Origin of the sequence: Pelagovum pacificum, from assembly GCF_016134045.1 — a bacterium.
In the GTDB taxonomy this organism is placed as follows: Bacteria; Pseudomonadota; Alphaproteobacteria; order Rhodobacterales; family Rhodobacteraceae; genus Oceanicola; species Oceanicola pacificus_A.
The window spans coordinates 737574-751836 of the sequence record NZ_CP065915.1; the positions used below are offsets into that span (position 1 = coordinate 737574).

Consider the following 14263-nt stretch of genomic DNA (forward strand, 5'->3'; position numbering starts at 1 on the left):
CATCTTGGACCGAGTCGGTTTCGGAAGAGTGTATCCGGGCGATATTCTTGAGAGGTTGAGAGGTTGAGAGGTTGAGAGGTTGAGAGGTTGAGAGGTCGAGAGGTTGAGAGGTTGATCGCGGGCGAGAGGTGTGGACCGCTTTCCGGGCTCCGGGCTCCGGGCTCCGGGCTCCGGGCTCCGGGCTCCGGGCTCCGGGCTCCGGGCTCCGGGCTCCGGGCTCCGGGATTGATCGACCAAGGTGGCGGAACGCTGGCGTGACACTCACGCCATTGCTGGCCTCGCCCTTGGCAGCCCCGGCGGCGAGGGGGCTGTCTGCCCCCTCTGGGCCTGCGGCCCATTCACCCCCGAGAGATATTTGAAGCCCGAAGAAGGCCGGGGCCGGTCACGTCGTTCAGGCCCTCACCAGCAGGTCACGAGCACCGTCATCTCCGACGCGCGCAGCGTCAGCGCTTCGGGTTCGATCCGGTTCATGGTGCCGGTGGTGGAGATACGGATGCCGGCGCCGCTCAGCGAGCCGAGGATTGCATCGGTGTCGACCGCGAATGCCACGTCCGGCGGCAGGACCGTGGAGCCGCCGTCTTCCCGCGGCAACATCATGCCGAGCACCGCGCCACCATCGTCGAGGATCGGACCGCCGGCGTCGCCGGACTGGGCCGTGAGCGACAGGCGCTTGATCTCTTCCTCGCCGTTCAGTCCGCGGATGTCGGCCAGCGTGCCGAAGGTCATCGCGGGCGCGGCCATCACGCCACCGAACGGGTAGCCCGCGACGGCGACGGGCGCCTGAATCCGTGGGACGTTGGTCTGGAAGCGGGCGTAGTTGAGCGGGGACAGGACCTCGTTCGGGCGCAGCACGGCAATGCCGAGTTCGGGGTCGTTGTGGACGACGCGGCTCTCGAACAGCCCGTCTACAAGCACCTGCTCACAGCCTTCGACCACCTCGGACGCGGTCAGCACGCTCCCGGCCGGGTCGATGTAGAAGCCGGAGCGCGCCATCACCGGGCGGCGCATTTCGAGGCCGGAGACGAGGTTGATCCCCTGGTTCTCATCCGGCGGCGCGACCGCGGGGTCGAGCGTCCCGGGCAGGGTCGTCAGGCTGGCGCGCATGTTCTGCAGGATGCGCTCGCGCCGTTCCTCGTCACCGGTCGGCCAGACGAACATGAAGCCCTTGATCTCGTCGCCGGTACGAGTGGCGTGGACGTAGGTGCGAACGTCGGAGCCGATCGCGTCGATCGTGAACTCGTTGGAGGAGCGGGACCGTTCGCCCTCGGCCGGGACGATCTCCAATGTCTGGAGGATCTCGTAGAGGCCGTAGAACCGGTCCTCGTCGCCCTGCTGGGAAATCAGGATCACCCGCGCCGGCAGATCCTCGGACACCGGGCCGTACATCGCGAAGGGCGGGTCGTAGCGGTCGAACTTGACCGCGCCGGTGGGCATGGTCATCGAGATGCCGGCCTGCCGGTCCTGAACGGTGGCGAGGTCCATGCCTTCCAGCACGGCGTTGTAATCGGCGATCAGGTTGGCCCGCTGCGACGTCGTCAGCACGCCGGTCGGCTCGTAGCCCTTCTCCTGCTGCCAGGTCACCATCGCGCTGCGGGTGCCACGACCATAGAGGCCGTCGATCGAGGAATTGTAGTGGCCCGCCCATCTCAGGGCGACCTGCAGCATCATCTTCTCCTCGCGGGTCAGCAGCGCTTCGCTCTGCTGGGCCTCCGCGACCGTCTCTTCCACGAAGGCGGGTTCTTCGGGGTCCGGCGCCGGGTCCTCGACGATGACGGGCTCCTGTGGCACCTCGGCTTCCGTCTCGGCGCGGGCGGTGGTCACGTCCTCTTCCGGACCGCCGAGCGCTTCGGGCAGTTCCTGCGTGGCGCGCGTCGTCTCCGCGCCGATCGGCCAGAACTGCTGTTCGTAGCGTTCGCCAGTGACGATGTAGGAATCCGGCGGGATCGCGCCGCGCGCCTTGAGCTGGCGCACCACTTCGAGCGCGTCGGACTGCGAATAGGGCCCGAGGGCGATACCGTAATATCCGCCGCCGAGGTTGAAGCCGCTGACGTTCTCCAGCTCGCTCGCGTAGTTCCGCGCGGCGGCCTGTGCACCCGACAGGGTGCGCCGTGCCTCGAGCTGTACCCAGACGCCGTCCTGTGCCCAGCCGGCGGCCGGAAGGGACATCACCGTCCCCAGGATCAGCCCCATCAGTCGTCTCTTCATCTCGTCCCCATCACTGTCCGTGTCGCAGCTTGGCCGGTCGGCCAAAGGAAACCTATCAAAGCCGGCGTCGTCGTCAGCCAAAATCAACCGTGCCCCGCAAGGATTTGATCAGGCGTGGCGAGATTGACCCTTTGGCTGGCGCGGCCTATTGCTCCCCCGGATTTCAAGACCCGACGGAGCGCCCCATGGCCCAGAAGCCGAAGTCATTCCAGGAGATCATCCTGCGCCTCCAGAGCTACTGGGCGGAACAGGGCTGCGCCGTGCTGCAGCCTTACGACATGGAAGTGGGCGCGGGGACCTTCCACCCGGCGACGACGCTTCGTGCACTTGGCACCAACCGGTGGGCCGCGGCCTACGTGCAGCCGTCGCGGCGACCGACGGACGGGCGCTACGGCGAGAACCCGAACCGGATGCAGCATTACTACCAGTTCCAGGTGCTCATCAAACCGTCCCCGCCGGACCTGCAGGAACTCTACCTAGGTTCGCTCGAGGCGATCGGCATCGATATGGGGCTGCACGACATCCGCTTCGTCGAGGACGACTGGGAGAGCCCGACGCTCGGCGCATGGGGGCTTGGCTGGGAGGTCTGGTGCGACGGGATGGAAGTCTCGCAGTTCACCTATTTCCAGCAGGTCGGCGGCCACGACTGCCACCCCGTCTCGGGCGAGCTGACCTACGGGCTGGAACGGCTGGCGATGTACGTGCTCGGCATCGATCACGTGATGGACATGCCCTACAACGATCCTCAGACGCCGATCGCGCTGACCTATGGCGACGTGTTCCGCCAGACGGAGCGGGAATATTCCCGCTGGAACTTCGATGTGGCCGACACGGACCTGTTGTTCCGTCACTTCGAGGAGGCCGAGGCCGAGTGCCAGCGCATCCTCGCCGCGGAAGACATCGATCCCAAGACCGGTCGCGCGATCATCATGGCGCACCCGGCCTATGACCAGTGCATCAAGGCTTCGCACCTGTTCAATCTGCTCGACGCGCGGGGCGTGATCTCCGTCACCGAGCGGCAGGCCTACATCGGGCGGGTCCGGGCGCTGGCGAAGGCCTGCGCGGATGCCTTCGTGAAGACCGAAGCGGGCGGGGCCGCCGCATGACCGGGCGCATCGCCATCCTGATGATCGTTGTCGCCGCGATCGCCGCCGGGGTCGGGCTCTACTATACGCAGGTCTACGCCTATTACGACGAGATCCCGGCCGAGGTCGCAGAAGTGAAACTGACGGCCATCGAAACCGGGGAGGCGGTGCCTGTCGGGTTCGAAAACTACAAGGGGATCGACTCCGACTCCTCGCCGATCCGGTTCCGGGCGTGCTTCGAGCTGGGCGAGGGTCCGGACATGCTGGCCGAAACGTTCCAGCGCTACGACGCCGAGCCGGTGCCGCTTGTCGCGCCCGGCTGGTTCGACTGTTTCGACGCGGCCGAGATCGGCGCGGACCTCGAAGCCGGGACGGCGGTGGCCTTCCTCGGCACGACAAACGAACCCTATGGGATCGACCGCGTGGTGGCGGCCTACGAAGACGGCCGCGCCTACGAGTGGACCCAGATCAACCATTGCGGCGAGGTCGTCTTCGACGGCGATCCCGCACCCGAAGACTGCCCGCCTGCACCGGAAGGGGTGAACTGATGCCCGACTTGCTGATCGAACTGTTCTCCGAGGAAATCCCGGCGCGGATGCAGGGTAAGGCCTCGGACGACCTGAAGAAACTGGTCACCGACGGGCTGGTCGAGGCCGGTCTGACCTATGCCTCCGCCGCCGCTTTCGCGACGCCCCGGCGGCTTGCGCTGCATCTCGAGGGCCTCACGGCGCGGAGCGCCGACAGCCGGGAAGAGCGGCGCGGGCCGAAGGTCGGCGCGCCCGACAAGGCCGTCGAGGGCTTCTGCCGTGGCGCTGGTGTCGAGCGGGACCAGCTTGAGAAGCGCGATACCGGCAAGGGCGAATTCTGGTTCGCCGTGGTCGAGAAGAAGGGCCGCGATGCGTCCGAGATCATCGCGGACGTGCTCGACGGAAAGATCCGCAACTTCCCCTGGCCGAAGTCGATGCGCTGGGGCGACGGCACGCTGCGCTGGGTGCGGCCGCTCAAGTCGATCCTCTGCATCCTGAGCGACGAGAACGGTGCGACCGTGGTTCCGTTCGAGATCGAGGGGATCAGAGCGGGCGACAAGACGATGGGTCATCGGTCGGTCGGATCCACGCCGATTTCCGTCACGGATTTCGATGATTACGAGGCGAAGCTCAAGCGCGCCAAGGTCATCCTGCGTCCTGACGAGCGGGCGGAGATCATCGAGAACGACGCCGCGAACCTCGCCTTTGCTGCGGGGCTCGAGGTGGTCGAGGACAAAGGCCTGCTCACCGAGGTCGCGGGGCTGGTCGAATGGCCGGTCGTGTTGATGGGCGGGATCGGCGAGGCCTTCCTCGAGTTGCCGCCGGAGGTGCTGCAGACCTCCATGAAAGAGCACCAGAAGTTCTTCTCGGTCGGCAAGGCGGCGGGGGGCGCGGGCACCAACAGGATCACCCATTTCATCACGGTCGCCAATATCGAGACCGCCGACGACGGCGCGACGATCCTGGCCGGGAACCAGAAGGTGCTGTCGGCGCGTCTGTCGGATGCGAAGTTCTTCTGGGAGAACGACCTGCGCATCGCGAAGGACGGGATGGGCCCGTGGATGGAGGCGCTCGAGTCCCGCACTTTCGAACGGCGGCTCGGCTCGGAATCCCAGCGGGTCGCGCGGATCACCGCGCTGGCCGGGGACCTGTCGGGGGCGATCGGGGCAAACCCCGGGCTGGCAGAGCAGGCGGCGCAACTCGCCAAGGCCGACCTGTCGTCCGAGATGGTCTACGAGTTCCCGGAGTTGCAGGGCCTGATGGGCCGCTACTACAGCGAGGCGGCGGGCTATCCGTCGGAGGTCGCCGCAGCGTGCGAGGAGCATTATTCGCCGCTCGGCCCGAACGACCGGGTGCCGACGGCGCCCGTCTCGATCGCCGTGGCGCTGGCCGACAAGCTCGACACGCTGGCCGGGTTCTGGGCGATCGACGAAAAGCCGACCGGCTCCAAGGACCCATTCGCGCTGCGTCGCGCGGCGCTGGGCGTGATCCGGCTGGTGCTGGTGAACGAGCTGCGGCTCGGGCTGGAACCGCTGTTCGATGCCGCCATCGGCTCTGCCTCCTCCGCGCTGGACGGGGAACCGGACAGCGACAAGATCGCCGCGCAGGCCTCTGATCTGCTGTCGTTTTTCCACGACCGGCTCAAGGTCTACCTGCGGGACGAGGGCGTGCGGCACGACGTGATCGACGCCTGCCTCGCGATGCCGGGCAGTGACGATCTGACCCTTCTGGTGAAGCGGGCGACCGCGCTGTCGGACTTCCTGAAGACCGACGACGGGGAGAACCTGTTGCAGGGCTTCAAGCGCGCCAACAATATCCTCAGCCAAGCCGAAGAGGCCGACGGTGTCGAATATTCCTTTGGAGCGGATGTGAAGTTCGCCGAACAAGACGAGGAAAAGGCGCTGTTTTCCGCGCTGGACGCGGCAGGTGGCAGAATCGATGCGGCGATGGCGGCCGAGGACTTCGGAACGGCGATGGGGGCGATGGCGGACCTGCGCGGACCGATCGACGCCTTCTTCGAGGCGGTGCAGGTGAACGCGCAAAGCCAGGTGCTGCGCCGCAACCGGCTGAACCTGCTGTCGCGCATCCGCGACATCTGTCTGAACGTGGCGGACCTGCGTCGAATCGAGGGATAAATTCTCGCAGCCATTGCGGCGAATCGCTGGCGGGTTATGTTGACCCCGAAAGGATGCCGCAGTGCAGAAACAACGCACGTTCGACGAGATCACGCTGATCACGGCGCAGGCCGACATGACGGCTGCGATCCACGGCGGTCGGGCAAAGTGTCTGCAGCGGCTCGTGCGCCTCGACATGCCGGTGCCCACGACCGTCGCGCTGACCTTCGGTGCGGTGCGGCGGATCGCGAACGGACAGCTGCCCGACATCGCCGAAATCCTCAATCATTTCGGGCCTGAACCGCTCGTCTCGGTGCGGCCGTCCAGCCAGGATCCCGATTGGGGCGGGCCGGGTGCTGTGCTCAACATCGGGATGTGTGACGCGCGGCACGCCAGCCTGTGCCAGCAGCTGGGCGAGGCGGCGGCGACGTCGCTCTACCTGCGGTTCATCTTCGCCTACGCGACCGAGGTCGCGCGGCTGGGCGCCGACCGGTTCGAACTGCCGGACTGTCCCGACCGTGCCGCGCTCGACCGGGCGCTGGCCGCCTACGAAGAGGAAATGGATGAACCCTTCCCGCAGGATCCGGCGCGGCAGTTGAGCGACGTGCTCAACTCCATGGCCCGGGCGTGGGAGGGGACGACTGCCCGGCTATTGCGGGAGGCGAAGGGAGCACCGGCGGACGCCGGCCTCGGCCTCGTCGTGCAGGCGATGTCGCTCGGCGTCGGGCGGGGCGAGTGCGGCTCGGGCGTGATCCAGTTCATCGACGGCACTACCGGTCAGCGCCGCGTCACCGGCCGCTACCTGTCTCAGAGCCAGGGGCGCGAGGCGCTGACGGCGGAGAGCGGCGCGCTCTACCTCACGCGAGATCCGCGCGGCCTGTCGCTGGAAGAGGCGCACCCGGCGACCTTCGCGACGCTCGTCGATTACGGCGCCCGGACACGGACGCGCCTGAAGGAAGAGATGGAAATCGAGTTCACGGTCGAAGACGGACAATTGTCCATCCTCGATGCCGTACGGGTGCCCCGGAACAGCCAGGCGGCTGTCCGGATCGCCGTCGACCTCACCGAGGACAACATCATCCGCCCGGAAGAAGCGGTCATGCGCATCCAGCCGCAGACGCTGTCGGAGCTGCTGCACCAGCAGGTCGACCCGCGCGCGGTGCGCGATGTCATCACCCGCGGCATCGCGGCCAGTCCCGGCGGTGCGCGCGGGCGTATCGTCTTTTCCGCCACCGACGCGCAGGCCGCTGCCTCGCGGGGTGAGAGCTGCATTCTCGTCCGGCGCGAAACCACGCCCGAGGACATCCGCGGGATGCATGCGGCGGCGGCCGTTCTGACGATCCGGGGCGGCGTAACGAGCCATGCCGCGGTGATCGGCCGGGGGCTTGGCCTGCCCTGCGTCGTGGGCGCGTCGCAGCTTCGGATCGACCGCAAGAAGGCCGCCATCATCGCCCCCGACGGGCGGCGCTTCGCCGAGGGCGAGACGATCACTGTGGACGGTACGACCGGCGAAGTACTCGCCGGGGAGCCGCCGATGCTGGAAGCCGCGATCGACGGGGCGTTCGGCACGCTGCTCGACTGGGCCGACCGGTTCCGCGACATCGGGGTGCGGGCAAACGCCGACACGCCAGCGGACGCGCAGACGGCGCGGAACTTCGCTGCGGAGGGGATCGGGCTCTGCCGGACCGAGCATATGTTCTTCGAGGGCGAGCGCCTGAGCCTGATGCGGGAGATGATCTTCGCCGACACACCGGAGGACCGGAAAGCGGTGCTGGCGCGGCTCCTGCCGATGCAGCGGGCCGACTTCATCGAGCTCTTCCAGATCATGGCTGGCCATCCGGTCTGCATCCGGCTGTTCGATCCGCCGCTGCACGAGTTCCTGCCCGCCGACAAGAGCGGCATTCGGGAGCTCGCGGACCTGCTGAACCTGCCGTTGGCGGATGTCACCGCGCGGGTGGAGGCGCTGGAGGAATACAACCCGATGCTGGGGCTTCGGGGGGTGCGGCTCGGTGTGACCGTGCCCGAAATCTACGAGATGCAGGCCCGCGCGATCTTCGAGGCGACCATCGCCGCCTCCCGCAAGGGCGAGGCGGTCGTTCCCGAGATCATGATCCCGCTGGTTTCCGCGATGCGCGAAGTCGAGCTGGTGAAGAACCGGATCGACGCGGTGGCGGTCAATGTCCACAACATGACCGGCGCGACCTTCGACTACCGGCTCGGTGTCATGGTGGAGACGCCGCGTGCCGCACTGCGCGCAGGCGACATAGCGCTGCATTCCTCGTTCCTGTCATTCGGGACCAACGATCTCACGCAGATGACCTATGGGCTGTCGCGCGACGACGCGGGGCGGTTCATGTCGACCTACGTCCAGAAGGGCGTCTACGAGGAAGACCCGTTTCATACGCTGGACCTCGAAGGGGTCGGCGAACTGCTGACCATCGGGGCCGAGCGGGCACGTGCCACGCGTCCCGAGATCACGCTGTCGATCTGCGGTGAGCATGGCGGAAGCCGGTCGGCGATCGCCTTCAGCCGGCAGCGGGGACTGAACTACGTCTCCTGTTCTCCGTTCCGGGTGCCGCTGGCGCGGCTCGCGGCGGCGCAGATCGCCCTTTCCGACCGGGGGTGACGCGGCGGGTCTCGTAGGGTCAACTGGCTGGCCCTCGATATCTTGTATGTCTTTCGACATCTTGGTTGCCTGGTTCATGCAGTGCGTGATCTTCGGGCTGGAACTTATGGAATTCCCTGAACTTTCTTGGTAGCGCCTCTCGCGTCCGGGGCTTTTCTGTCACTGGATCGAGGTACAGAGGGGCCAGGAATGTGGGGATTTCGACATTTTGCCAGCGGACTTGCAGCCATAGTCGCGGTGCCGGGATTCGCGGCAGCCGAAGGGGCAATCGCCGATCGGCTGGGCGCGGTCCTGACGCAGGAGCGGGCGTCGCTCGACGCGGTGCCTGCCGCGCGGCTGGATGAGATCGGGGAGGCGCAGGTCATCGCCCGCGCGTCGACTGCCGGAACCTTTCCCTACGATTCCGCCTACCTCGCCGGCCTGCCGGCGGCGAGCGGAGGGTCACAATGGTATTGCCTGACGGAGGCGCTCTATTTCGAGGCGCGGGGTGAGAGCGTCGAGGGGCTCTTTGCCGTCGGTGAAGTCATCCTGAACCGGACCGAGGACCCGCGCTTTCCGGGTAGCGTCTGTGGCGTTGTGAACGAGGGGACAGGGCGCCAGTTCGCCTGTCAGTTCACCTACACCTGCGACGGACGGCCCGAACATATCGGTGAAAGCGTGGCATGGGACCGGGTCGGCAAGATCGCGCGCCTCCTGATGGACGGGGCGCCGCGCGCGCTGACCTCAGGCGCAACGCACTATCACACCCATCAGGTCGCGCCGAACTGGTCGCGGGCCTATCCGCGCACCACGACGGTGGGACTGCACCACTTCTACCGCTGGCCGTCACGTTGAGTCAGGGGTGGGCAGGCGGCCGGAATAGGGCTTTCACCCAACACCTGCAGTTGTAGTCTGCCCCCCGACGACAGGAAGACGAGGGGCAGGCATGGCCGAAGACGCGAGGCTGGCGTTCGCGCATCCCGAGGAGCGGTCCGAAGCGACCGCCGAGGGTCCGCGCGATCGCATCTCCGTGCGCGACTACGTGGTCGAAGTCGAGATCGGCGCGTTCCAGGCGGAGCGCGACATGCTCCAGACGTTGCGCTTCAACATCGTGGTGGAGGTGCTGCCGCCGCCGCCGGACCTCGACGACAATGTCGACCGCATCCTCTCCTACGACAAGCTGACCGAGGCCGTGACCATCGAGCTGGCGGCGGAGCGGCTCAACCTGCTGGAGACGCTGGCCGAACGGATCGCCGCCCGCATCCTTGCCGAGCCGCTGGCCGCCCGGGTGTTCGTGCGGATCGAGAAGACCGACCGGGGGCCGTTCGACCTTGGCGTGGAGATCGTGCGCTCCGCCGGGGAGATTCAGGCCATTGGCGGTGAGCGGATGTCGCCGCGCGTGCTCTTCCTCGCCCCGGGCGAGACGGGCGGGATCGCCGAACGGCTGGAGGCGCTCTCCGACATGCCGCTGATCGTCTGCGTCGGCGCGGCCGTGGGCCGGCCCCAGGTCGAGACGCCGGGCGCGCAGCGGCGGATCGACCTCCTCGCCATCGAACAATCGGCATGGGAGTTGTCGTCGGCGGAGCCGCGCTGTGTCGTGGCGGGCTCACGGACCGAACTCGAATGGGCGTTGCGAAACGGACAGGTGTCCGTCTGGGCCCCGTCGCGGATGGTCCTGGATTCCGTCGGGGCGGCGCCGGACCTCGCCGAGCCGGTCAGCCTGGCCGCGTGGCTGGCCGAAGTGCTCGAGGCGCGGGAGCTGGTGCTGGTCGGGGCCGAGCCGCCCTCGACCTCCGTGCCCGTCCGGGTGATGACATGATCCCCCGGCCGCTGCCTTCCGCCGGGATCGGGTTGCCGCTGGCCGGCAGCGAGATCGTGCGCTTCGATCGCGTGATGGGCGAGGCCGGACCTCTCGGACTCGAGGTGCTGAGCGACCGCGATCTCGACCTGCTGACCGCCGCGCGGGCACCGGTCGCCGGGCTCGACCTGTCGTCGCCGCGGGTGATGGGCATCCTCAACGTGACGCCGGACAGTTTCTCCGACGGGGGAGACCTGTCGACGATCGAGAAGATCGTCGAGCGGGCGAAACGGATGGCGGGCGAGGCAGACATCCTCGACATCGGCGGCGAGAGCACGCGCCCCGGCGCCGCGGAAGTGCCCCTTCGGGAGGAGATCGACCGCGTCGCCCCGGCGATCCGTGCGATCCGCGAGGCCGGGATCACGACGCCGATCTCGGTCGACACACGCAAGGCGGCGGTCGCGGAGGCGGCGCTCGACGCGGGCGCCGATCTGGTCAACGACGTCACCGCGATGCGCTTCGATCCGGATATGGCAGGCCTCGTCGCGGCGCGCGGTGTGCCGGTCTGCCTGATGCACTCGGTCGCCGATCCGGAGACGATGCAGCAGCACGCGCAGTACGACGACGTGGTGGCGTCGGTCTTCGATCACCTGGCGGAGCGGATTTCCGCCGCGGAGCAGGCTGGCATCCCGCTCAGCCGCATCGTGGTTGATCCCGGAATCGGCTTCGGTAAGACGATGCAACATAACTTGAGGTTGCTTCGCGAGCTGACACTATATCATGCGCTCGGAGCCGCCATTCTGGTCGGCGCCTCGCGCAAGCGCTTCATCGGGGACCTCGGTGACGCGCCGGAGGCGAAGGACCGGCTGGGCGGTTCCCTGGCGGTGGCGTTGCACGCGGCCGCGAACGGCGCGCAAATCCTGCGCGTCCACGACACATACGAGACCAGGCAGGCACTGCGCCTGCACCTGGCCCTGGACGGAAGAGGCGAGTGACGCAGATGGGCAAGCTATTCGGAACCGACGGTGTTCGCGGCACGGCGAACGACTGGCCCATGACCGCAGAGATGGCGCTCAAGATCGGCGCGGCGGCGGGACGGTATTTCCGCAACGACGGCGACAACGGCCACCGGGTGGTGATCGGCAAGGACACGCGGCTGTCGGGCTACATGTTCGAGAACGCGCTGACCGCCGGTCTCACCTCGACGGGGATGAACGTCCTTCTGCTCGGCCCCGTGCCGACGCCGGCTGTCGGCCTGCTGACGACCTCCATGCGGGCGGACGTCGGGATCATGATCTCGGCCAGCCACAACCCGCACCAGGACAACGGGATCAAGTTCTTCGGCCCCGACGGGTTCAAGCTGTCGGATCACGCCGAGGAGGAGATCGAGGCGATCGTCGCGGCCGAGATCGCGCCCGCGCAGGCCGAGAACATCGGCCGGGCCAAGCGGATCGACGATGGCCGCTTCCGCTATGCCGAGCGTCTGAAGTCGACCTTCCCCGCGGGGATGCGGCTCGACGGGCTGAAGGTCGTCATAGATTGCGCCAACGGGGCGGCCTACAAGGTCGCGCCCGAAGTGCTTTGGGAACTCGGCGCCGAGGTGATCCCGGTGGGCACGCACCCGAACGGTCTGAACATCAACCAGGACTGCGGCTCGACCTCGACCGCGACGGCGGCGGAGACGATCGTCGCGCATGGCGCGGACGTCGGCATCTGCCTCGACGGGGACGCCGACCGGGTGATGATCCTCGACGAGCGGGGGCAGGTGGCCGACGGCGACCAGCTGATGGCGCTGTTCGCGACCCGCTGGGCGGAGCAGCAGCGCCTGAAGGACGGCGTGCTTGTGGCGACGGTGATGTCGAACCTCGGGCTCGAGCGCTACCTCGGCGGACGCGGGCTGCGGCTCGAACGGACGAAGGTCGGCGACCGCTACGTGGTCGAGGCGATGCGCGCCGGGGGCTGGAACCTCGGCGGGGAGCAGTCGGGGCACATCGTGATGACCGACTTCGCGACGACCGGGGACGGGCTGCTCGCAGGCCTGCAGTACCTCGCCGCGATGGTCGAGACGGGGTGCCGCGCGTCGGAGCTCGCCGTGACCTTCGACCGGGTGCCGCAGCTGCTGCAGAACGTGCGCTACGCGGCGGGGCAGGACCCGCTGGCGGCGGCGTCGGTGAAGGCGGCAATCCGCGACGCGGAAGCGGAGATGGGCGCGACGGGGCGGCTGCTGATCCGCAAGTCGGGAACCGAGCCGCTGATCCGCGTCATGGCGGAGTGCGAGGACGAGGCGCTTCTTACCAAGGTGGTCGAGGGGATCGTCGACGAGGTGAAAGCGGCGACCGTCGCGGCTTAGCGGCTCATCAGACGCAGGAGCGTGCGCCACTGGCTGACGGCGAGGCCGAACAGGATCAGGGCGAGCGCGTAGAAGAAGCGGCCTGGCAGGGCCTCGGACAGGACCAGCCAGCCGAACAGCATCGACCAGAGCGGGACCTGGTAGTTCACCAGCGTCATGAAGACCGGGCCCGCGCTGCGGATCACGGTGATGCGCAGCACGGCGGCGAGCGCGGTCGGAAACAGCCCCAGCACGATGATCGCGATCCCCGAACGCGGGTCGGCCCATGTCGGCACGCCCTCGACCAGCAGCATCAGCGGCACCAGCACGCAGGCCCCGATGGTCAGCGTCAGCGCGGAGAGCGAGATCGGGTCCACCGGCGGGCAGCGCCGGGTGAGGGTCGAGGAGATCGCGTAGGCCAGCGTCGCGCCGAGGCAGGCGAGCAGGCCGAGCGGCTCTCCCCCCTCGGCGAGGTCGGTGAGGCCCGGCCCGATCAGCACCAGCGCCCCCGAAAAGCCGAGCACGACGCCCCAGAGCTTCGGCCAGGACAGGCGGTCGTCGGCGAAGAAGTGGGCGAGCGGCAGCAGGAACAGCGGCACGGCGGCGATGGTGAGGCCGGCGAAGGCAGAGGGGACATATTGCTGCCCCCAGCTGAGCAGGAAGAAGGGCAGCGCGGTCGACAGCAGCCCGATCGCGACGATATGCGGCCAGAGCCCCGGCGCGCGGCCGGGCAGGGGCCGCCTGAGGGCGCGCATCAGCAGCAGCGTCGCCGCCGCCCCGAGCGTGGTCCGCGCGGCAGCCACGGTGACCGGCCCGTAGCCGTCGAGCGCGAAGCGGACCACCATGAAGGTGCCGCCCCAGATCAGCCCCAGTCCGAAGATGGAGATCCAGTTCGCTGTCGTCGGCTTGTCGGGCAAGGGGAGGGCCTTCGGGTCGTTACCGGGTGGGTGGACGACGTGGGGCGGTGGGAGTCAAGGGGGGGAGTATTCTCTTCGTATTAATGGCTGCTTCATCGTCACGGCGGACCCAATTATAGTGGCGGCCTGCCGTCATCCATCGCTCAACTTTTCCGGCTACGAGGTCCCGACTTGGATTGTACAAGCTTGGTGGTGTGCTCTACTTGCATCTCATTTGCTCCGCGGACGATGAGTTTATCGATGCGCCGAAAGTTCAACAAATCGTTGCGGACTCGAGAGGTTATATGCGAGTAAAGCTCCTTAGGTGAGAGGTTGAAGGGGTGCAAATTTGCTCGAGACCCAAGTGGACTTCTCGTGTCCCAGAACACGAAAATCGACTACTTATGTCTATCAACATTCTACAAAACACCGAGATGGCCATCCTGGGAAATCACAGTGGACAATCTCTCTTGATGATGAAGCTCTGTCATTTCGATGTTCTTGTGAAGGAGGGTGGATTATCGGATCTAGTGGATGGGGGATTTACCTTGTTGAAGGAGTTATCTCTTATCTCGGATACGACCGGGAGGCTGGTGAGGTGTTCTTCGCTAAGTTTGATAACCACGCTCAAGACCTTTGGCATGGTTATCCGTGCGATTATAAGAAGAATAACCAATGCCCTTCTCCAGATATCTTACAAGATT

The 14263-nt window shown here is 67.1% G+C and carries 10 protein-coding genes; 8 read left to right on the forward strand and 2 right to left on the reverse strand.

Features of this window, described 5'->3' with window-relative positions:
• Nucleotides 1-399: 399 nt before the first annotated feature.
• On the reverse strand, nucleotides 400-2205 hold the full coding sequence (locus tag I8N54_RS03825; protein ID WP_140193838.1) for a trypsin-like peptidase domain-containing protein: 1806 nt from the start codon (nucleotides 2203-2205) through the stop codon (nucleotides 400-402).
• A gap of 185 nt (nucleotides 2206-2390) precedes the next feature.
• Here I8N54_RS03825 and I8N54_RS03830 point away from each other — a divergent pair, with 185 nt between their 5' ends.
• The 8 genes from I8N54_RS03830 to glmM all read left to right on the forward strand — a co-directional run bounded on the left by I8N54_RS03830 (nucleotide 2391) and on the right by glmM (nucleotide 12684).
• Complete coding sequence (locus I8N54_RS03830; protein ID WP_140193837.1) at nucleotides 2391-3311, forward strand: glycine--tRNA ligase subunit alpha; 921 nt, start codon at nucleotides 2391-2393, stop codon at nucleotides 3309-3311.
• Nucleotides 3308-3838, forward strand: coding sequence for a DUF6446 family protein (locus I8N54_RS03835; RefSeq protein ID WP_140193836.1), 531 nt, complete (start codon nucleotides 3308-3310; stop codon nucleotides 3836-3838). Before I8N54_RS03830 ends, I8N54_RS03835 begins: the two co-directional genes overlap by 4 nt.
• Complete coding sequence (gene glyS, locus I8N54_RS03840) at nucleotides 3838-5952, forward strand: glycine--tRNA ligase subunit beta (protein ID WP_140193835.1); 2115 nt, start codon at nucleotides 3838-3840, stop codon at nucleotides 5950-5952. Before I8N54_RS03835 ends, glyS begins: the two co-directional genes overlap by 1 nt.
• A gap of 61 nt (nucleotides 5953-6013) precedes the next feature.
• Nucleotides 6014-8557 carry a putative PEP-binding protein gene (locus I8N54_RS03845; protein WP_140193834.1) on the forward strand — a complete coding sequence of 848 codons (2544 nt, stop codon included), beginning with the start codon at nucleotides 6014-6016 and terminating at the stop codon, nucleotides 8555-8557.
• A gap of 189 nt (nucleotides 8558-8746) precedes the next feature.
• Nucleotides 8747-9391 carry a cell wall hydrolase gene (locus I8N54_RS03850; protein WP_140193833.1) on the forward strand — a complete coding sequence of 215 codons (645 nt, stop codon included), beginning with the start codon at nucleotides 8747-8749 and terminating at the stop codon, nucleotides 9389-9391.
• Between the two features lie 91 nt (nucleotides 9392-9482).
• On the forward strand, nucleotides 9483-10355 hold the full coding sequence (locus I8N54_RS03855) for a dihydroneopterin aldolase (protein WP_140193832.1): 873 nt from the start codon (nucleotides 9483-9485) through the stop codon (nucleotides 10353-10355).
• On the forward strand, nucleotides 10352-11329 hold the full coding sequence (gene folP, locus I8N54_RS03860) for a dihydropteroate synthase (RefSeq protein ID WP_140193831.1): 978 nt from the start codon (nucleotides 10352-10354) through the stop codon (nucleotides 11327-11329). Before I8N54_RS03855 ends, folP begins: the two co-directional genes overlap by 4 nt.
• Nucleotides 11330-11334: 5 nt before the next feature.
• On the forward strand, nucleotides 11335-12684 hold the full coding sequence (glmM, locus tag I8N54_RS03865) for a phosphoglucosamine mutase (protein WP_140193830.1): 1350 nt from the start codon (nucleotides 11335-11337) through the stop codon (nucleotides 12682-12684).
• On the opposite strand, the gene I8N54_RS03870 is transcribed toward glmM, so the two are convergent.
• The gene (locus I8N54_RS03870) at nucleotides 12681-13580 is read right to left on the reverse strand and encodes a DMT family transporter (protein WP_140193829.1); all 900 of its coding nucleotides are present in this window, start codon (nucleotides 13578-13580) and stop codon (nucleotides 12681-12683) included. The genes glmM and I8N54_RS03870 overlap by 4 nt on opposite strands.
• Nucleotides 13581-14263 lie beyond the last annotated feature (683 nt).

Excerpts from the sequence above, each read along its gene's own strand:
- I8N54_RS03835 (WP_140193836.1), top strand. The coding sequence starts at position 3,308 with ATGACCGGGCGCATCGCCATCCTGATGATCGTTGTCGCCGCGATCGCC.
- glmM (WP_140193830.1), top strand. The coding sequence starts at position 11,335 with ATGGGCAAGCTATTCGGAACCGACGGTGTTCGCGGCACGGCGAACGAC.
- I8N54_RS03825 (WP_140193838.1), bottom strand. The coding sequence starts at position 2,205 with ATGAAGAGACGACTGATGGGGCTGATCCTGGGGACGGTGATGTCCCTT.
- I8N54_RS03830 (WP_140193837.1), top strand. The coding sequence starts at position 2,391 with ATGGCCCAGAAGCCGAAGTCATTCCAGGAGATCATCCTGCGCCTCCAG.
- folP (WP_140193831.1), top strand. The coding sequence starts at position 10,352 with ATGATCCCCCGGCCGCTGCCTTCCGCCGGGATCGGGTTGCCGCTGGCC.
- glyS (WP_140193835.1), top strand. The coding sequence starts at position 3,838 with ATGCCCGACTTGCTGATCGAACTGTTCTCCGAGGAAATCCCGGCGCGG.
- I8N54_RS03850 (WP_140193833.1), top strand. The coding sequence starts at position 8,747 with ATGTGGGGATTTCGACATTTTGCCAGCGGACTTGCAGCCATAGTCGCG.
- I8N54_RS03855 (WP_140193832.1), top strand. The coding sequence starts at position 9,483 with ATGGCCGAAGACGCGAGGCTGGCGTTCGCGCATCCCGAGGAGCGGTCC.